The organism is Agromyces sp. NPDC058126, from assembly GCF_042884595.1.
Classification (GTDB): domain Bacteria; phylum Actinomycetota; class Actinomycetes; order Actinomycetales; family Microbacteriaceae; genus Agromyces.
The window spans coordinates 547,095-565,542 of record NZ_JBHVTS010000002.1; the positions used below are offsets into that span (position 1 = coordinate 547,095).

Annotated in this window: 15 protein-coding genes and 1 riboswitch; of the genes, 8 read left to right on the plus strand and 7 right to left on the minus strand. The window is 71.9% G+C overall.

Annotated elements, in window-relative coordinates:
- Window positions 1-134: 134 nt before the first annotated feature.
- The 3 genes from ACFVTR_RS07760 to ACFVTR_RS07770 form a co-directional block, all read right to left on the minus strand.
- On the minus strand, window positions 135-605 hold the full coding sequence (locus ACFVTR_RS07760; RefSeq protein WP_387036189.1) for a pyridoxamine 5'-phosphate oxidase family protein: 471 nt from the start codon (window positions 603-605) through the stop codon (window positions 135-137).
- A gap of 84 nt (window positions 606-689) precedes the next feature.
- Window positions 690-2,000, minus strand: coding sequence for an MFS transporter (locus ACFVTR_RS07765; RefSeq protein ID WP_387036191.1), 1,311 nt, complete (start codon window positions 1,998-2,000; stop codon window positions 690-692).
- A gap of 514 nt (window positions 2,001-2,514) precedes the next feature.
- Entirely contained in the window at window positions 2,515-3,519 is a 1,005-nt protein-coding gene (locus ACFVTR_RS07770) for a linear amide C-N hydrolase (protein ID WP_387036194.1), read from the minus strand.
- A 138-nt stretch (window positions 3,520-3,657) separates the two neighbouring features.
- On the opposite strand from ACFVTR_RS07770, the gene ACFVTR_RS07775 reads away from it, so the two are divergent.
- Window positions 3,658-6,141, plus strand: coding sequence for a glycoside hydrolase family 5 protein (locus ACFVTR_RS07775; RefSeq protein ID WP_387036196.1), 2,484 nt, complete (start codon window positions 3,658-3,660; stop codon window positions 6,139-6,141).
- Between the two features lie 104 nt (window positions 6,142-6,245).
- Window positions 6,246-6,728: a GNAT family N-acetyltransferase gene (locus ACFVTR_RS07780; RefSeq protein ID WP_387036198.1), complete on the plus strand. Its 483-nt coding sequence runs from the start codon at window positions 6,246-6,248 to the stop codon at window positions 6,726-6,728.
- A 450-nt stretch (window positions 6,729-7,178) separates the two neighbouring features.
- Here the strand turns inward: ACFVTR_RS07780 and ACFVTR_RS07785 are convergent, their stop codons facing one another.
- On the minus strand, window positions 7,179-8,996 hold the full coding sequence (locus ACFVTR_RS07785) for a hypothetical protein (RefSeq protein WP_387036200.1): 1,818 nt from the start codon (window positions 8,994-8,996) through the stop codon (window positions 7,179-7,181).
- 356 nt (window positions 8,997-9,352) lie between these two features.
- Entirely contained in the window at window positions 9,353-9,778 is a 426-nt protein-coding gene (locus tag ACFVTR_RS07790) for a VOC family protein (protein ID WP_387036202.1), read from the minus strand.
- A 102-nt stretch (window positions 9,779-9,880) separates the two neighbouring features.
- On the opposite strand from ACFVTR_RS07790, the gene ACFVTR_RS07795 reads away from it, so the two are divergent.
- Window positions 9,881-10,351, plus strand: a complete 471-nt coding sequence (locus ACFVTR_RS07795) for a PaaI family thioesterase (RefSeq protein WP_387036204.1) — start codon at window positions 9,881-9,883, stop codon at window positions 10,349-10,351.
- Between the two features lie 99 nt (window positions 10,352-10,450).
- On the plus strand, window positions 10,451-11,104 hold the full coding sequence (locus tag ACFVTR_RS07800; RefSeq protein ID WP_387036206.1) for a DUF305 domain-containing protein: 654 nt from the start codon (window positions 10,451-10,453) through the stop codon (window positions 11,102-11,104).
- Window positions 11,105-11,192: 88 nt separating this feature from the next.
- On the opposite strand, the gene ACFVTR_RS07805 is transcribed toward ACFVTR_RS07800, so the two are convergent.
- Window positions 11,193-12,890: an LVIVD repeat-containing protein gene (locus ACFVTR_RS07805; protein ID WP_387036208.1), complete on the minus strand. Its 1,698-nt coding sequence runs from the start codon at window positions 12,888-12,890 to the stop codon at window positions 11,193-11,195.
- A gap of 307 nt (window positions 12,891-13,197) precedes the next feature.
- Complete coding sequence (locus ACFVTR_RS07810) at window positions 13,198-13,779, minus strand: dihydrofolate reductase family protein (protein ID WP_387036210.1); 582 nt, start codon at window positions 13,777-13,779, stop codon at window positions 13,198-13,200.
- 108 nt (window positions 13,780-13,887) lie between these two features.
- Window positions 13,888-13,983, plus strand: a riboswitch (TPP riboswitch).
- Between ACFVTR_RS07810 and thiM the strand changes: the two genes are divergently transcribed.
- The 4 genes from thiM to ACFVTR_RS07830 all read left to right on the plus strand — a co-directional run bounded on the left by thiM (window position 13,974) and on the right by ACFVTR_RS07830 (window position 18,443).
- On the plus strand, window positions 13,974-14,882 hold the full coding sequence (gene thiM / locus ACFVTR_RS07815) for a hydroxyethylthiazole kinase (RefSeq protein WP_387036212.1): 909 nt from the start codon (window positions 13,974-13,976) through the stop codon (window positions 14,880-14,882). It overlaps the preceding riboswitch by 10 nt.
- Window positions 14,879-15,556, plus strand: coding sequence for a thiamine phosphate synthase (thiE, locus tag ACFVTR_RS07820; RefSeq protein WP_387036214.1), 678 nt, complete (start codon window positions 14,879-14,881; stop codon window positions 15,554-15,556). Before thiM ends, thiE begins: the two co-directional genes overlap by 4 nt.
- A complete protein-coding gene (locus tag ACFVTR_RS07825) occupies window positions 15,553-17,118 on the plus strand; it encodes a bifunctional hydroxymethylpyrimidine kinase/phosphomethylpyrimidine kinase (protein ID WP_387036216.1) in 1,566 nt (521 codons plus the stop codon). The genes thiE and ACFVTR_RS07825 overlap by 4 nt, the downstream gene beginning before the upstream one ends.
- On the plus strand, window positions 17,115-18,443 hold the full coding sequence (locus tag ACFVTR_RS07830) for an MFS transporter (protein ID WP_387036218.1): 1,329 nt from the start codon (window positions 17,115-17,117) through the stop codon (window positions 18,441-18,443). Before ACFVTR_RS07825 ends, ACFVTR_RS07830 begins: the two co-directional genes overlap by 4 nt.
- The last annotated feature ends 5 nt before the right edge of the window (window positions 18,444-18,448 follow it).

The window sequence follows — 18,448 nt, forward strand, 5'->3', positions numbered from 1 at the left end:
AAGACCCGCCACAATTCCACATATCCACACGTACCGTGTGGACACGGCCACAGTTCCACATCCCGAGTGAAGGGATGCCTCGCCCGATCGATCTGGGCTCGCTCTCGTCCTCGGACTCGGGCGGCGGGAGCCTCCTAGAGCACCGGCACTCGCCGCTCGTCTTCATCGAGCACGGAGACCTGCGACGCCGTCGTGCGGAAGAGACGAAACGGCGCCGACCCGGTCACGTCGGCCCGAGTCCAGTTGCGCAGGCTCTGCGCGACCGATCGCCCGTCGTACACGGCGAGTGCGGCATCGAGCTCGGCGTCGGGCACGATGCCTGCGACGCCCTCGACGTAGACGGCGATCGCGCTGCCGACGGCGACCGTCGAGTCGAAGACGGCCAGCGCGACCTCCGGGCGGGCGGCGATGTTCTGCGAGTGGCGGGTCTCGAGGCGCGAGACCCAGAAGTACTCGCGCAGCTCGTGCTCGGCGAACCAGACGGGCGTCGCCCAGGGCGTGCCCGAGGCGTCGGCGGTCGCGAGGGTCAGGTAGGTGTTCGCCTCGACCACTCGGCGGGCGGCCTCGGCGGGTGCGGCGTTCACGGCGTCGGTGGGCATGTTCATGGGTATCAGCTCCTGGACGATGCCGTAAGGGGGCGCGGGGCTGTGGTCTCGATACGGCGCTGCGCGCCTACTCGACCGACGAGCTCACGCGAACTGCGGCTCCGCCGAGGCATCCACCGTTTCGACCTCAGTCGACTCCGCGACATCCAGCGGGTGCTCGACCTCGTCGCGGCGCATGCGGGCCGCGACGATCGCGACGACGCCGATCATGAGCGGCGCGATGCCGGCGATGAGGAAGACGACGGGCAGTCCGACGAGCTCGCCCGCGGGGCCGGCGATCGCCATCGACACGGGCATGAACGCGAGCGAGACGAAGAAGTCGAGGCTCGAGACGCGTCCGAGCATCTCCGGCGGAACCCGGCGCTGCAGCAGCGTTCCCCAGATCACGACGCCGCCGTTGAATGCGGCGCCGACGGCGAACGCGGCGAGCGCCATCACCCACAGCTGGTCGGTCAGTCCGAAGACGGCGAGCGGGAGGCATCCGAGGCCCCACAGCAGCACGATCGCGGTGAGGTACCGGCGCGGCAGCCTCATGGATGCCACGACCATCGACCCGACCGCACCGCCGACGCCGAACGCGGCGAGCACGAGCGCGTGGCCCTCGGGGCCGGCGCCCGCGACATCCTTGATGACGAACGGAACCAGCACCTCGAACGGCCCCATGATGAGCAGGATCAGCAGCGACGCGAACGACAGCGTGCCGAGCAGCCACGGCGTGCGCATCATGTAGGCGAATCCCTCGCGCACGTCGACGAGCAAGGCCACGGCCGGATGCCCCGTTCCGCTCGCCGGTTCGCGGCGCAGGGGCTGCTCGGGAACCCGTCGCAGGCACACCGCCGCGACCACTCCGGTGAGCGCGGCGACCGCGAGCGCCGCACCGGGCGACGAGATCGCGATGAGCGCGCTCGCGAGCGCCGGGCCGCCGGCTTGCATGAGCACCGGGCGGGCCATGCCCTCGAATCCGTTGGCGGCGAGCAGTTCATCTTCTGGCACGACGCTCGGCAGCAGCGCCGAGTACGCCGGGTAGTAGAGGCCGGCCATCACGCCGCCGACGAAGGCGACGACGGCCAGGTGCCAGACGTCGAGGGTTCCGGCGAGCGCGAGCAGGGCGACCGCCCCGACGCTCGCGGCCCGCACGACCTCGACGGTGATGAGGATGCGCCGCTGCGGAATGCGATCGGCGAGCGCGCCGCCGAGGAGCGTCGTGAGGAGCATCCCGACGGCACTCGCGCCGGCGACGAGCGACAGCTCGGCCGCTCCCCCGCCGATCGCGACGATCTGCCAGACGAGGGCGACCATCCAGATGCCCGCGCCGACCATCGACGCGACGAGTGCGGCGGCGAGCCACCGGTAAGCGGGGTTGCGCAGGGGGCGGAGGGCCCGAGGTGCGGTCATGATCGTGCTCCTTGCCGAGTTCGGATGCTTCGTGAAGCAGGTGCTTCTACTCATGCGTCGAACGGGGGCGGGCGAGATCGACACCTTCGCCGATCCGGTAGCCACTAACGAAAGACGACGTGTATCGCCGCGCCGCTGAGCGCGGGGCTCGATGCGCTCCTGCACCGACCCATCGCCCACCTAGAATCCGCCCATGAGCACCCGTCACGAGCGGGCCTCGAGCGGCATGGGGTGACGGATTCGCGAATGGTCGCGGGCGTCAGGGTGCCTGGTCGAGAAGCTGGTCGAGTTCACGGATGAACCCGCGCTGGGCGGGCTCGTTCATGGGCTTGACGAAGGTCGGCTTGTTCGTGCGCTGCAGATACACGTTCACGGCCGCCTCCATTCCAGATTCCGGGGATGCCGCGCGGTCGGCGCAGCTTTGCTGCACTAGCGGGCATTCGGGGCAGGGGTCAAGGGCCGAGGATTCGCTCCGGCACCGGTTCGCCCGCACGAGAACGATCGCCGGCGCGAGTCACGGCAGGGCGAACTCGAACGGTTCCTGCGGAACGAAGCGGTCGGTGACATCGCCGACGAGCCCACCGGCGCTGAGATCGAGCCGAGCGGATCGTGTGAAGTCGATTCCGTCCAGGTGAGTCCAGACGATGTCGGGGCTGAACGAGGATTCGAAGGCGTAGATGCGGTTGCTGAGGTCGCTCAGCGTCCGCCAGATCGTCATCGAGATGTTCGGGCGCTCCGGGTCCGGCGCTCCGAACGGCTGCGCGGCGTTGCGCATCACGCTCAGGAGGGCCGCGTAGGCGATGGAGGGTGTGCTCGCGGGCGGAAGGCGGCGAAGGTAGTAGCTTGCTCGGACGAATCGATCGGCGGCCTCCGTCGTGCCCGGCAGTGCTTCCTCGCCGCCGAAGCCGGCGTATCGCTGAAGGTGCGTCAACTGCTGGTCGAACGGCGGGGAGTTGGTCATCACGGCATACTCGTGTCCGTGATGGACAGACGGCTTCCCGTCGAGGAACTCGATGATCGCCGAGTCGCCGGTCGCGTCGTCCAGCGCCAGGTGGACCGTCCCGGTCTTACCCGTGTTGGGGTCGCCCTGGGGACGCACTTGGAACGGCTCGGCCTCGATCGCGGCGACCGCCTCGGCGACGGTCGCGAAGCGATCGAGGAAGTACTGGGTCCAGAGTGAGACGCTCAGCGCCGGCAGTCGCGGGTCGCGGCCACCGAAGTCAGACTCGGCCAGCCAGAGCAGGTGCGCCCCGAGCCCGGCCTCGTTGAGACCGTCGGAGGTCGCGGCGTCGTAGGCTGTCGCGACCACGCTGCCGTAGCGGGCGGTCCATCGCAGCGGGTTCGGATCGTCGACCCCCATGCCGACGCGTTCGGCACCCCGGGGCATTACCCATAGATTCGTGCCCATGGGCTGGCTCCAGTCCATGTTGCGGCCGACGATGACCGGCTGCCCGGTTTCCTCCCACATCACGCGCGTGCACACGATGCCATCGTGGCTCAGAAGTCCGAGCGAATCCATCTCCTCGTGGCGCGGCGCCGGATCCGGACCTCCCCAGTCCGAAGGTCACAACTGGGTCACTTGTCCCACTTTTCTCTTGACGGGGCCGTACTGAGTACGGATGCTTGCCTGACCCGAACCTCGTCACGATGGAGTGCCATGCCCCAGGTCCGCCGCCCGATCGTCGCCGTCGCCGCGACCGCCGCCCTCCTGCTGATCCAAGCGCTGATCGACCCGACGGGCCTGCTCGCCCTCGTCGGCTGGCCCGGCGGCACGCCGCGCTTCGACCTGTGGTGGCCCGTCGCCCGCTACGTCGTGTTCGTGCCGGTGATGCTCGCCGTTGTGTGGTGGGCCGCCGTGCGCGCGGGCGACCGCTTCTGGACGCTGACCGCGGGCGTCGTGCTCGCCGCGCTGCTCGCGCAGTTCGCGGCATGCCTCGCGATGACCGGGGATGTCCCGCTGTCGGCGTGGGCCGCCGGATACATCGCGGCGAAGGCCGTGCCGTCGGCGCTGATCGTGGCGGGGGTCGTTCGTATCGTCGAACGGATCGTGGCGCGGCGCGCGGCGCGCGCGGGTCTCGATACGCTCGCTGGCGCTCGCTACTCGACCGACGGCGGGTCGATCTGGCCGGCCGCCGTCGCATTCGGTGCGATCGCGCCGCTGCTCGCGGGCTCCTGGTGGACCGGCGCGACGTACGCCCCCGGCATCCCGACCCCGCGACCCGGCACCGACCCGCTCGGCATCGTCGGCATGGTCGTCGCGATCGCGCTGCTCATCGCCGCCGCCTGGCTCTGCATCCGGTGGATGCGCCGGCGCGTGCCCGGGTTCCTCGGCACCTGGCTCGGCGCCCTCGTCGCGGGCGGCCTCTTCGGCCTCGTCCAGGGCGTCATCGGCCTCGTCGTCGACGGCGGGTTCCGCGGCGACCTCTGGCCGCTCATGGCCACCTACATCCACGTCGCCGACGGGCTCGCCTTCGGCGCCTGCACCGGCTGGATCGCGGCCGTCGTCGCCCTCATCGCCGACCGCGTGGTCGCGCGGCGCACGGCGCGCGACGCCGGCGTCGACAGCTCATCGAGCAGCGAGGCGACGAGCGACGCCGCGAACGAACAGGATGCCTCGCCCGCACGTGTCGCCGCGGCCGTCGGCGTCGGCCTGGCCGTCGTCGCGGTGACCGCGATCACCGCCTCGCTCCTCGCCCCGGCGGCGCCGGCCGTCGCGACCGTCGCGAACGAGGCCTCCGTGCCCGCGGGATTCCTGCGGGTCGAAGACGGACGATTCACCGACGGCGAGGGCCACCAGGTGCTGCTGCGCGGCGTCAACGTCAACCAGCTCGTCGACTTCTACCAGGCGACCCCCGACCTGCCCGTGACCCGCGAGCTCACCGAGCAGGACTTCGCCGACATGGCGACGTACGGCTTCAACGTCGTGCGGCTCGGCATGTCGTGGTCGGCGCTCGAGCCGACGCAGGGCGAGCTCGACCCCGACTACCTCGCGCAGGTCAAGCAGGCCGTGGCCTGGGGCGAGGAGCACGGCATCCGCACCGTGCTCGACATGCACCAGGACGGCTGGTCGAACCTGCCCACCGCCGAGGGCACCGAGTGCCGGCCGGGCACCGATCCGATGTGGGGCTACGACGGCGCACCCGAATGGGCGACGCACTGGGACGGCGCACCGCGCTGCTCATTCACGGGCCGCGACATCTCGCCCGCGGGCGACCGGGCGTTCGAGCACTTCTGGTTCGACACCGACGGCATCCAAACCGCCCTCGCCCGCACGTGGGGCGAGCTCGCGGGCGAGTTCGCCGACGAGAAGGCGGTCGCGGGCTTCGACCTGCTCAACGAGCCGGGCTTCGGCGAGACCGCGCCCCTCACGACGTCGAAGAAGAACGGCGAGTTCTCGGCGAAGGCGATCGCCGCGATCCGCGAGGCCGGCGCCCCGCAGATCGTGTTCGTCGAGCCGAGCATCCTCTGGTCGGGCCTGGGCTTCGACAGCGGCCCGTCGATCGGCTTCACCGACGACCTGAACGTCGCGTTCTCGCCGCACCTCTACGCCGAGTCGATCACCATGGATGCCTCGCTCGGCCTCCCGACGATCGTCAGCACCGAGCGCCAGTTCGAACTCGGCCAGCGTGTGGCCGACGAACTCGGCATGCCGATGTGGTCGGGCGAGTACGGGTACTGGGGCGACGAGGAGTCGACCGCAGCGCACCTCTCGCGGTACGCCGTCGAAGAGGATGCGCGCGTCCTCGGCAGCGCCTACTGGGTGTGGAAGCAGGCCTGCGGCGACCCGCAGAACGGCATCCAGGAGCTCGGCAACGCACTGCTCTCCGAGGACTGCGCGACCGGCGACGACGCGCCCCGCAAGGAGCATCTGCTGAGCATCCTGTCGCGGGCCTACCCGCAGGAGGCGCCGGGCGTGATCACGAGCCTGAAGGCCGGGGTCGCGGGTAACGACGGCGGCGAGCTCGCGCTCACCGGCGTCGTCGACGAACCGCTCTGCGGGCTCAAGGTGTGGATCCCCGGCGAGGCGCAGCCGCAGTTCTCCGAGGAGCTCGGGCTCAGCCGTCTCGAGCTCGAACAGGTCGATGGCGGTTGGCTCGTCACGGGCTGCGCCGAGGGCGAGTACGCGCTCGCGACCGAGTAGCGAGGCGGATGCCCCGGGGTCGCAGTGCTTCGCGCAGCGACCCCGGGGGCGCTCATCCCCGCGAATCCGACGGCGGTGGCGGGTCCCTCGCGTATGGTGAGGCGGTGCCCGTGATCAGCCGACTCGACCCCGCCGACCCGACGGCCGTCGTCATCCTCCGCCGCTACCTCGACGACATCATCACCCGCTACTACGGACGAGCCGCGACTGACGCCGAGATCGACGAGGAGCTCGCCCAGGGCGACGACGATGAGCTGCAGGGCGACCGGGGCGCCTTCTTCGTGGCGTCAGAGGCGGGGCAGCCGCTCGGATGCGCCGGCGCCCGCTACCTCGACGCCGACACGGCCGAGCTCACCCGGGTGTTCGTCGCCCCCGAGGCGCGCGGCCTGGGCCTCGGCGCCGTGCTCGTCCGAACGGTCGAAGACGCGGCGACCCGCAGCGGCCGCACGACGATCCGCCTCGACACCCGCAACGACCTCGTCGAGGCCCGCGCGCTCTACGCGAAGCTCGGCTACGCCGAGGTCACGCCGTTCAACGAAAGCCCCTACGCCGAGCACTGGTTCGCGAAAAGCCTGACGACGCACTGATCGCTCGGGCGAGCGATCGCTCGGCAAGCACCCCCCGTCGAGGTCCCGGTACTTCGGTACTTCGGTACTTCGGCCCTTCCGTACGACCACTACGTCACTGATCCGCCTCCGGTATCGGCGATACCAAGCGCGCATCAGTGACGTAGTGCTACCCCGGCACCCCGGGTCCGCTCGCGCGACGACATCATCCCGACGACGGCGCACGCAGCACCGCCGAGCAGGATCGAGCGGGCATCCCACCGGCGAACGTCCGGTACTTCGGTACTTCGGCACTTCGGTACTTCGGTACTTCGGTACTTCGGTACCGAAGATGCACGGAGAACTCCCGCCGGGTGACGGCTGAAGCCGCAAGGCGCAACGACGGGAGCGGTGCGCGGCGGGAGCACAGTACTTCGGTGCTGCCCTTGCTGGGAGCATCCGCGGGGTGCCGGTGGGCACGACCGAGAGCGACTACCCGAGCGCCTCGCGGGCGTGGCGGTACTTGGCGGCTAGGCGCTGCTGGGCGTCGTAGTCGAGCTTGCGCACGCGCCACGGCGACGAGTTGTCGGCGACGTCGGCGAGCTTCACGCGGCGTGCGAGCGGGTTGCTGCGGATCCGCGCGAAGTACTCGTCGTCGCTCATCTCGGGGGTGCGGGTGAGCAGCACCACGATCTCGACGATGTCGGGTCGCACGCCCGCCTCGAGCAGCTCCTGCTCGGAGACCGCACTGCGCTCGACCACATCGTGCAGCCACGCGGCCGCGGTCGCGACCGGCTCGGTCGCCGCATCGAAGTGCTCGGCCACGCGACCGGGGTGGTCGATGTAGTCGGCACCCACCTGGTCGACCTGGCCGCGGTGCGCCACGAAGGCGATGCCCTTGGCGAGCGCGATCTGCGCCGCCGCGTCGGCATCGACCACGGGCGCGGAGTGCATGGCGGCGGGCGCCGCGATCGGGGTCACGGATGCCGCGGGCGCGAGCGCGTCCGTCGGGTTCGTCATCATCGCCACAGGGTTCGTCTCCTCGTTCGAGTCAGGGTCGGAGGCCGGCGCCGCATGCGCGGCGGGGACGGCCTCGGGGATGACCTCCGCGCCCGACCGGAACGTCGGCGCGGGAGTAGGGGTGGTCGGTTCGGGCGGCGGCCCGGGCACGAGCGTCAGCCTCGGCGTCGACGCCACGGGCACCGCGACGGGCGGCTCGGGCACAAGCGTCAGCTTGGGCGGTGCGAGCGGTGCCGACGGCACCGGTTCGATGCCCGTCTCGGCGTCGAGGCCCGGCTGCGACGGCGCCTCCGCCGCGGGAGCGGGCGCGGACTCCGACCCGGTGACGGGAGCGGGCGCCGCTTCCGGCGCGGGGGCGAGGCCGGGTTCCGGCGCCGAAGCCGGTGAGGGGTCCGGCTCGACCGTCGGGCTCGACGCGGGCACGGACTCGGACTGGCGGTCGATCGTCTCCGCCCACTGCATGAGCACCGGCTCGACCATCAGCGACTCGGGGTGCGGGCTCGGGGCGGCCTCGGCGGCCGGCGCGGGATCGAGCTGATCGAGACCCAGCTCGGGCGGCTCGAACCCGGCGCGACGCAGCAGTTCGACCCATGCCTCGGCATCGGTCTCGGGTGCGGCAGTCGCCTCGGAGGCGACCGTGGACGGCGCGGACTCCGAGACCGGCGGCGCCTCGGCCGACTGAGCCGGCTCGGCGGCGGCCGCGGACTCGGCCGCCGGCGCGGGCTCCGCGACCGGGGTGGGCTCGACGGAGACGGGCTCGACGAACGCGGTCTGCGCGGCGATCGGGGTCGGCTCGACGACCGGGGTCGGCTCGACGACCGGGGCCGGCTTGGCCACGGGGGCCGGCTCGGCTGCCTGCGTCTCAGCGACGGGTGGCACGGGTGTCTCGTCGACGACCACGGATTCGACCGCCGCGTCGGGCGTCGCCGGCACCGCGGCATCTGTCGTCGTCTCGGCGTCGATCGCGGCGCCCGCCGCCTCGGCGGCGAGCTCGGCCAGCGGATCGCGCCCGCGCAGCGGCCGCACGAAGTTCAGCTCGGCCTCGAGCTCGGCCATCTCTCGGGCGTCGAGCTCGAGCATCGAGCGGGCGTCGCCGAGGCTGCGGCGCACGAAGTAGTACTCGTCGACCTCGGCGAGGCGGTCGCCGTCGCTGGTCGTGAAGTAGCGGCGACGACCGCCGTCGCTCACCGCGAGGATGACCTCGACGAAGTCGCCGCTCGGCACCTCGCAGCAGAGGTAGTAGCGCTCGACCTCGGCGGGCGCGGCGGGCGCCACTGGCGCGGGCGCCACTGGCGCGGGCGCCACGGGCACCGGTGCGGGCGTCGCAGCGGCGGGCGATGCGACTCCACCCGGCGCGACGGGGGGCGGGGCCCATACGCTCGCACGATCGGGCATGCGACGCGGGCGCAGAGTTCCGCCGGCTTCGGCGCTGCGGCGCGCCGCGCGCGACTCGGGTTCGGCCGCCGGCGCAGGACTCCCGGGCATGGACTGATCGTCGGCGGGGATCGTCAATCTGGCTCCTGGGGGTGGGCGCCGGGGCGGGCGAGGTCGGCGTGCGCTCGGGTGCGGCACGCCTTCCGATGCTAAGCGGTTCGTCGCCGGGAAACGAGGAACCCGGCGAAGGATGTGCGAATCGACTCGGCGCGTCAGCCTTCGCCGGGCTCCTGGAAGACCGTGAGCTGCAGCCCTGCCGGCCCCGCGAGCCGCGAGTTGATCGAGCGCCACGGCGTCTCGCGCGGCGTGGCGAGCAGCTCGGCGCCGGCCTCGACGAGCTCATCGGTGACCCCGGCGGTGTCATCGACCTCGAACGCGACCCGCAAGTGCGGACTCTGCACGCCGTCGGTCTCGACCCGGTCGATGAGCCGCACCTGCGCGGGATTCGAGAGCTCGAGCGTCGCACGCCCCGCATCGAGGATCATCACCCGGGCGCCGTCGTCGCCGTCGTAGGCCTCCTCCTCGGTGAGGCCGAGCACATCGCGGTAGAACGCGACCGCCGCCTCCCAGTCCTCGGCCTCGACGACGAGACGGAGCTGACGTACCCGGCGCGAGGCGCCTCCTGCTGCACTGCTCATGTCGGCACCCTACGCCCCACGAAGCACCGGCGAGCAGACTGGCGACATCCGACAAACGATTCGCCCGAGGCATCCGGTTCTCGCACAATCGGAGGCATGCGCATGACCCCACGACGACTCGCCATCGGCATGAGCCTGTGGGCTCCGAACCTGTGGAGCGGCATCCGCGTCAAGCGCTTCGCCGACGACTGGACGAGCGCCACCGTCGAGCTGCACGTGAACCCGATCACCCGCAACTACGTGGGCACCGCCTTCGGCGGTTCGATGTCGGCGATGACCGACCCCTACTACTTCATGCTGATCATGCACCAGCTCGGACGCGATTACGTCGTGTGGGACACCTGCGGCGAGATCGAGCTCGTGAAGCCCGGCCGGGGCGTGCTCACCGCGCACTTCGAGGTGCCGAAGGCGAAAGCCGACGAACTGCGCGAGCGGGCCCGCGGCGGCGCGAAGGTGCTCGAGTGGTTCGAGACCGAGATCACCGACCGCGACGGCGACGTCGTCGCCCGCGTGCGCCGCGAGGTGTACGTGCGCGAGAAGCCGCGGGTGACCCGAGCGGCGGCCGCCGAGTAGCCGGAGCTCGCCGGATCTCGACCCTCGACATCGGCGAGGCACCTGGTTAGATGGACCCCACGTGCCCTTCAAAGAAGACGAGGTCGATGGATGACGGCGATGCGGCGAACCCTCGGAGTCGGAACGGCGCTCGCGCTCGCGCTCGGACTGGCCGCGTGCACGACGACGCCCGACTCCCCCGCGCCGACGAGCCCCGTCGTGCAGCTCGGTGCGCCGGGTGAGTCGAACCACACGCTCTCGCCTGACGAGGCCGGCTCGATCACCGCGCCCGAGCACACCGAGCTCGACGCCGACTTCATGCTCGACATGATCCACCACCACGACCAGGCGATCGAGATGACCGCCCTCGTCGAGCAGCGCACCGACGACCGGGACATCCGCCTGCTCGCCGAACGCATGTCGGCGAGCCAGCAGGACGAACGCACGCTGATGGTGAGCTGGCTGCAGGACCGCGGGGTGCCGGTCAACGACCAGGGGCATGACGCGCACGCGAGCGGCGAGGGCGCGATGCCGGGCATGCTCAGCGACGAGCAGATGGCCGAACTCGAGGGGGCCGACGGTGACGCGTTCGACCAGTTGTTCCTCGTGTACATGATCCAGCACCACGAGGGCGCGGTGCAGATGGTCGACGAGCTCTACGCCGCGGGCGGCGGGCAGGAGTCGGCGACCGACCAGTTCGCCCGCCACGTCGAATCCGACCAGGGCATCGAGATCGCCCGCATGCAGCAGATGCTCGCCGAGCGGGCGGGCTGACGCGATCCTGACGCGATGAGGCCCGGCGGTCGTCGACCGCCGGGCCTCGTTCTGGGTGAGGGGGCCGTCACCCGGCCCCCTCACCGGTTCATCCGAAGGTCGCCGCGAGCGCGGTCAGCCCCTGCACGACATTCGAGTCGGCCGGAGCACCGGACTTGCGCGCCGCGTTGTCGAGCTGCGCGACGACCGCGCGGCCCGCGGCCGGGCCATCCGCCAGCTTCTCGGCCTTGTCGACGTGCTTGCGCACCTCGGCCAGCGCGTTGCCGCTCAGGCTGCCGTCGCGCTCGGCCTGGTCGATGTACGACCGTGCCACCGCGAAGCTCGGCTCGTGCACGATCGCGATCTGCGCCTGCGCGTTGAACTCACCGAGCTGCACCTCACCGGCGGCCGCGATCTCGTTCTCGCTCATCAGGTCGCTCGCGGTGAGCGCCATGGTGTCGAAGCCGCGCGCGATCTCGCTGCCGAGCACGTTGCCGTTGTACCAGTAGGTCGACCAGTAGCCGCCGAGCACCAGCGACGACCCGTTGATCGGGCCGCGGTCGAGGTAGGCGATCTCGGTCGGGTTCGCCGTGTCGGTGAAGTCGATGATCGAGAGACCGCCCTGGTACCACGCCTGCACCATGATGTCGCGACCCGGCACCGGGATGAGCGAGCCGTTGTGCGCGACGCAGTTCTCCTGCACTGTCTGCGGCACCGGCAGCTTGTAGTAGCTCGCGAACTCCAGCTTGCCGTCGACGATGTCGAACAGCGCGTTCGCACCCCACTCGGGCTGGTCGGTCGCACGGCAACGAGCGCCGGATCCGCCGCCCCACTCATCGGTGAAGATGACCTTCGTGCCGTCGTTGTTGAACGTCGCCGAGTGCCAGTACGAGAAATTCGGGTCGGCGACCGCGTCGATGCGAACCGGGTTCACCGGGTCGCTGATGTCGAGCAGGATGCCGTTGCCCTGGCACGCGCCCGCCGCGAGCCCGATCTCGGGGTACGCGGTGATGTCATGGCAGGTGTTGGTGTTCGGCGTCGGGCTGTAGACCGTGCCGCTCGGGTGCATCTGCCCGCCGAGGGTGTTCTGCAGACCGTTGTACGCGCCCGTGTCGGGGTTGGTGAAGATCCTCGGCTGGCTGACGACCGCGGCCGTCTCGGGGGCGTCGAGCGGCACCTTGATGACGTCGATGCGCCACTGCGTCGGGTCGCCCGTGGTCACCGGGTCGGCCGTCAGCGTCGCGTTCTGGCAGCCCGGGAGCTCGAGCGGCGAACGGACGCCGGACGTGCCCGAGTTGTAGATGTAGACGTTCTCGGCATCGTCGGGGTCGGCCACCACGGTGTGCGTGTGCGATCCGCGACAGGTCTGCACACCCGGCAGCTGCACGGGGTTGTCGATGTCGCTGATGTCGAAGATTCGCACCCCGCGGAATCGCTCGGGGTTCACCGAGCCCGCGGCGCCCTGGGTGCCGCAGTCGATGCGCCCGAGGGTCTGCTCGACCGACATGAACAGCAGGTCGCCGTACACCGAGACGTCGCCCTGGCCGCCCGGGCAGAGGAACGACTTCTGAAGCACGGGCGCCGCCGGCTCGGAGACGTCGTACACCTGGAACCCGTTGTAGCTGCCGACGATCGCGTGGTCGCCGGTGAATGCGAGATCGGAGTTGATGGAGCCCGAGGCGAACGGGCCGGTGCCCGGCGAGCTCGACAGCAGGTCGATGCCGCTCGTCGCCAGCCCGGCGTCGAAGAGACCCGCGGGCAGGTCGACACGGGGGTCGTCGTCGGCGACCGCCGCGGTGGCGGTCATCAGGGATGCGCCGAGCAACAGCGCTCCGGCGGCGGCGAGCGCGCGTGTTCGCGCTCGCGGGGGTCGGTGGTGGAATCTCATCGCTGGCCCTCATCTCGTCTGGAACTACGTCGTTGCAACAGAACGATCGAGCCCTCCGATGGACGCGCGGCCGCAACCCCGTGCTCGCGCGCGGCCCCGGAAGGCCGACCAATTCCCCCAACGTAGCGAGAAGAGGGTGGTCGCCGCAGCAGAAATCTCGAAACCGATGCGAGGGCCGGGCCGGATGCACCGCCCGGCCCTCGCGTCTCGGGATGCTCCGACCTTGCTAGGAGACCGACGGCGCCACGTCGTAGACGGCCTTCACGATGCCATTCGAGTAGGCCTCGTGCTCGACGAGGTCGAGCTTGGTGGTGAGCCCCGGGTCGTCGCCGAAGAGCCGCTTGCCGCTGCCGAGCAGCACGGGGAAGACGAGCAGGTGGTAGCGGTCGACGAGCCCGGCCGCGGCGAGCCCCTGCGCGAGCGTCGCGCTGCCGTGCACGATGATCGGGCCGCCGTCGCCGGCCTTGAGCTCGGCGACGTCGTCGAGGGTGCGCAGCACGTGGCAGTTCTGCCACTCGGGCAGGAGCGCCTCCTCGGTGAGGGTCGACGAGACCACGTACTTCGGCATCGCGTTGTACTCGGCGAAGTCGTCGACCATGGTCGGCCAGACCGGGGCGAACTCGTCGTAGCTGACCCGGCCGAGCAGCATCGCCGTGGCCTCGAGCTGCTCGGAGCCCTTGATCGCGTACGCCTCCTCGACGAACGGGACCTCCTTGAAGGTCCAGCCCGCACGCGGGTGCGAGCCGCCTCCGGGAGAGTCGACGACGCCGTCGAGGCTGATGAACTCGCTGACGATGAGGGTGCGCATGACGTGTCCTTTCGTGGCGACGGAGTTTCCGTCTCATTCTGACGTCGAACGGGAACGGCCGCGATCGACATCGACCCCGAAACATCCTCGGGCTGCACTAGGCTCGCTCGCAGTGACACGGGGTGCCGCGCGTGAGCGGCTGAGATCACACCCGTCGAACCTGATCTAGTTCGGACTAGCGAAGGGATGTCGCCATGAGCGCGCGCCTGCACGACCCTGCCCACTCGAGCGCACTGCTGCTCGATCGACTGCGCACGAGCCCGCCGCTCGTGCAGTGCATCACGAACACGGTGGTGACGAACTTCACGGCGAACGTGCTGCTCGCCACCGGCGCCGCCCCCGCGATGGTCGACATCGTCGGCGAGGCGGGCCCGTTCGCGCGCATCGCGAGCGCGCTGCTCGTGAACCTCGGCACGCCGAATCCGCAGCAGCGGGATGCCGCCCGCGAAGCGGTCGCCGCCGCACGCGAGGCGGGCACGCCGTGGGTGCTCGACCCCGTCGCGATCGGCGCGCTGCCGATCCGCACCGCGCTCGCGCACGAGCTCGTCGAGTTCGGGCCGACGGCGATCCGCGGCAACGCGAGCGAGATCCTCGCCCTCGCGGGCGGCGGCGCCGGCGGTCGCGGCGTCGATGCCGCCGACACGACGGAGGCCGCGGCCGGCGCCGCGGCGCAGCTCGCGGCCCGCTTCGGCGCGGTCGTCGCCGTCTCGGGCCCGGTCGACCTCATCACCGACGGCACGCGCACGGCTCGGATCGCGAACGGCGACGCCCTGCTCACCCGCGTCACGGGCGGCGGTTGCGCGCTCGGCGCGGTGACCGCGGCGTTCCTCGCGACGAGCGACGACCCCTTCGAGGCGACGGTCGCGGCGAACCTCGTCTACACCGTCGCGGCCGAGCTCGCGGCCGAGGGCGCGGCCGGCCCCGGCAGCTTCGCCCCGCGCTTCATCGACGCGCTCGCGGCGGTCGATGGGGCGACGCTCGCCGAGCGGGCACGCGTCACCGACTCGGGCGAGCTTCGCGAGGATGCCACGACGCCGGTGCCGGCCACCGGCGACGCCGCACTCGCCGCCGCCGCTGGCCCGACCGCAGGAGCCCGCGCATGACCGCCCGCACCGCCCTCGACCTCTCCCTCTATCTCGTCACCGACCCGGTGCTCTGCGGCGAGCGCGGCGTCGTCGACATCGTCGCCCGTGCCGTCGACGGCGGGGTGCGGGTCGTGCAGCTGCGCGACAAGCAGGCCGAGGCATCCGAGCTGCTCGCGCAGCTCGCGGCGATCGCCGAGGCGATCGACGGGCGGGCGACGCTGCTCGTGAACGACCGGCTCGACGTGGCGCTCGCCGCGCGGGCCGCGCGCATCCGCGTCGACGGGGTGCACCTCGGCCAGGGCGACGCGACCGTCGTGGCTGCGCGCGAGCGGCTCGGGGCCGACGCCATCATCGGGCTCACCGCCAACAGCAGCGCCCACCTCGACGCCGTCGCCAGGCTGCCGCGCGGCACCGTCGACTACCTCGGCGTCGGCGTGATCCGCCCGACGGCGACGAAACCCGACCATCCGCCGGCCCTCGGCGTCGACGGCTTCGCCCGGGTCGCCGCCGAGACCGAGCTGCCGTGCGTCGCGATCGGCGGCATCGGGCTCGCCGACGTCGCCCAGCTCCGCGCGGCGGGCGCCGCGGGCGTCGCCGTCGTGTCGGCGCTCTGCGCGGCCGACGACCCGCGCGCCGCGGCGGAGGCGTTCGCCACCGAATGGGCGACCCGCGAGACGGAGCCCGCCCGATGACCGCGCGCGTGCTCAGCATCGCCGGCAGCGACCCCTCGGGCGGCGCCGGGATCCAGGCCGACCTCAAGTCGATCGCCGCGGTCGGGGGCTACGGCATGGCCGCGATCACGGCACTCACCGCGCAGAACACCCGCGGGGTGCGGGCGGTGCACGTGCCGCCGGCGTCCTTCCTCGCCGAGCAGCTCGACGCGATCTCCGATGACATCGCGATCGACGCGGTGAAGCTTGGCATGCTCGCGAACGCCGAGGTGATCGGCGTGGTCGCCGAGTGGCTCGGCCGGGTGCGGCCGCCCGTCGTGGTGCTCGACCCCGTCATGGTCGCGACGAGCGGCGACCGGCTGCTCACGCTCGAAGCCGAACAGGCGATGTGTGAGCTGCTGCCCCTCGCCGACCTCGTGACGCCGAACCTCGCCGAGCTCGCGGTGCTCGCGGGGCTCGGCGAGCCGGACGAACCGGGCGGGGCCGCCCCGACCGCTCCCCCGGTCGCGACCACCTGGGCCGAGGCGATCGCCCAGGCCGAGACCGTCTCGGCACGATTCGGCGTGCGCGTGCTCGCGAAGGGCGGGCACCTCGGCGGCGACACGGCACCCGACGCCCTCGTCGACGCGGCGAGTGCGACGATCGTCGAGTTCGCAGGCTCGCGCATCGAGACGACGGCGACGCACGGCACCGGATGCTCCCTCTCCTCCGCGATCGCGACGCTCGCCGCGAGCGGAGCCAACGGCGAAAGCGACCCGTGGCCCGCGGCCGTAACCGAGGCCCGCCGTTGGCTACGCGAGTCGCTGCGACACGGCGACGCCCTCGCGGTCGGCGGCGGGCACGGCCCGATCAGCCACTTCGCCGGGCTCTGGTCGCGCGGCGGCACCCGCACCGCGCCGACCCCGGCCGAGGTCGAGGTCGAGTGGTGGGCGTCGATCCGCGGCATCCGCGACGGCATCGACGCACTGCCGCTCATCCGCAGCCTGGCCGACGGCACGCTCGCCCGCGAGCCGTTCCTCGGGTACCTCGCGCAGGACGCGCACTATCTGCGCGACTACGCCCGGGTGCTCGCCGAGGCCTCACGCCTCGCCCCGGATGCCGCGGGGCAGGCCTTCTGGGCGAACTCGGCGCACGGCTCGATCATCGGCGAGCTCGAACTGCACACGGGCTGGCTCGGCCGCGAGGCCGGCACCGCGGCATCCGCACCGCCCGACGCGACGACGACGGCGTACCTCGACCACCTGCTCGCGACCGCGCAGCGCGGCGATCACGCCGTGCTCATCGCGGCGCTGCTGCCGTGCTTCTGGATCTACACCGACCTCGGCGAACGCCTCGCCGCAGGCGAGTTCGGCGATGCGGCCCTCGACCCCGCGCACCCGTACGCCTCGTGGCTCGCGACGTACGGCGATCCCGGCTTCGCCGTCGCGACCCGGGAGGCGATCGGCTTCGTGACCCGGGCTGCGGCCGACGCGACGCCCGAGCACCGCGCGCGGATGCACCGGGCGTTCGTCGCCTCGGCGCGGCACGAGCTCGCGTTCTTCGCGGCGCCGCTCGCGTCGCAGACCGCGGCGGTGACCGCATGAGCGCGAGCGCGCCGGTCGCGGCCCCGACACCCGCACCCGGCATCGGGCTGTCGGGCGAGCACGCACCGCCGCCCGCCGGCCCGGGCCGCGGCCGCCGGGCACTCACCGCGGCCGCATTCGGCACCGTGCTCGAGTGGTACGACTTCTTCCTCTACGGCACGGCGGCGGCGCTCGTCTTCCCGACGCTCTTCTTCCCCGCCGACGACCCGCTCACGAGCCTGCTGCTCTCGTTCGCCGTGTTCGCGACCGGGTTCGTCGCCCGCCCGCTCGGCGGCCTCGTCTCGGGATACCTCGGCGACCGTTTCGGACGGCGCCGGGTGCTCGTCGCAACCCTGCTCACGATGGGTCTCGCCACGGCACTCATCGGGCTGCTGCCGACGCACGCGCAGGTCGGCGCGGCAGCCCCGGTGCTACTCGTCGCGCTGCGCCTCGTGCAGGGCCTCGCGACCGGCGGCGAGTGGAGCGGGGCGGTGCTGCTCGCACTCGAGCAGTCGCCGTTGCGGCGCGGGTTGCGCGGGGCGTTCATCTCGAGCGCGGTCTATGTCGGGCTCATCCTCGGCAACCTCGCCTTCGTGGTACTCGTCGCCGTGCTCGACGAGCAAGCGCTGCTCGACTGGGGCTGGCGGGTGCCGTTCGTGGCGAGCCTCGTGCTCGTCGCGATCGGTTGGTGGCTGCGGCGCGGGGTCGACGAGTCGCCCGAGTTCGCCGCGATGCTCGCGGCGCGCCGAGCGGCCCGGCGGCCGATCGCCGAGGTGCTGCGCCGTCCGCGCGGCGTCCTCGCCGTGTTCCTCGTGCGCGTCGGGGTGAACACGACCTTCTACGTCGTCTCGGTGTTCTGCCTGAGCTACGCGTCGACGGTCGTCGGGATGCCTCGCGAGGTCACCCTCACCGCGCTGCTCGTCGGGGCCGCGGTCGCCGCGGTGCTGTGCCCGTTCTGGGGCGCGCTCGGCGACCGCGTCGGCCCGCGCCGGCTCGTCGTCGGCAGCCTGCTCGCGTTCGCCGTGCTCGCGGCACCGCTCTTCCTGGTGCTCGACACGGGATCGGCGGCCCTCGTCATCGGGGTCGTGGTCGCCGCGATCGGCATCGTGAACTCGGCGGCCGACGGCGTGCAGCCGGCGTACTTCACCGCGATGTTCGACACCCGTGTGCGCTACTCGGGCATCTCGATCGGGCGCGAGGCGGGCGCGATCGTCGGCGGCGGACTCGCGCCGCTCGCGGCGACCGCGCTGCTCGCCTGGTCGGGGCACTGGTGGCCGATCGCCGTCATGATGGCCGTCGCGGCCGTGGTCGGCCTCGTCGGCACGGCGATCGCGCCGCGCGAGTAGGGCCG